The sequence below is a fragment of the Kushneria pakistanensis genome, from assembly GCF_014652795.1.
Classification (GTDB): domain Bacteria; phylum Pseudomonadota; class Gammaproteobacteria; order Pseudomonadales; family Halomonadaceae; genus Kushneria; species Kushneria pakistanensis.
This window is the reverse complement of sequence record NZ_BMZM01000009.1, coordinates 1-762: the sequence shown is the minus strand read 5'-3', so window position 1 is coordinate 762 and position 762 is coordinate 1. Positions and strand designations below refer to the sequence as shown.

1 protein-coding gene is annotated in these 762 nt (G+C 55.5%); it reads right to left on the bottom strand.

The window, feature by feature from the left end; all coding sequences use genetic code 11:
- On the bottom strand, nucleotides 1-731 hold a 731-nt coding region (locus IE123_RS16080), incomplete at its 3' end, for a flagellin N-terminal helical domain-containing protein (RefSeq protein WP_189520110.1).
- Nucleotides 732-762 lie beyond the last annotated feature (31 nt).

Here is a 762-nt window from a genome sequence, read left to right as displayed (position 1 = left end):
GCCTTGGACATGTTGGAGACTTCGGTCGCGTAGTCGGCGTCCTTGATCTGTGACATGGCGGCAGACAGGTTGGTAGATGTAGTAGCGTTACCTTCCACAACCGACTGCAGGCGGTTCTGCTGAGCACCCAGGGTACTGCGGGCGCTGTCGACGGTCTGCAGGGCAGTATCAATGGTCTCCAGAGCGTTAGCGGCGACGCCGCCAGCTACGGTAAAGCCATCGACACCCAAAGCTGTAGTTGTCATGGCCTTCAGGTCCAGATTGATGACCTGACCATCGTTGGCACCGACTTGAATGGCAACCTGGCCATCAGCACCAAGAAGGTTTTTACTGTTGAATTCAGTCTGCTCGGAGATACGGCCAATTTCTGACAGACGCTGACCGATTTCGTCCTGGATGGAAGTCAGATCATCAGTAGTGTTGGTGCCGTTGGCGGCCTGCACGGTCAGTTCACGAATACGCTGCAGATTGTCGGTCACCTGACTCATGGCACCTTCAGCGGTCTGCGCCAGAGAGATACCGTCGTTGGCGTTGCGGTTGGCCTGATTCAGACCGGTAACCTGGGCGTTCATGCGGTTGGAGATGGCCAGACCGGCAGCATCATCCTTGGCGCTGTTGATGCGCGAACCGGAAGACAGACGCTCGATGGCGGTGTTCAGGGACTGCTGAGACTTGTTCAGGTTGTTCTGGGCGTTGAGCGACAGAGCGTTTGTATTGATGACCATTGCCATGTGTGCGATTTCCTATTGCTTTCTAAAAGGA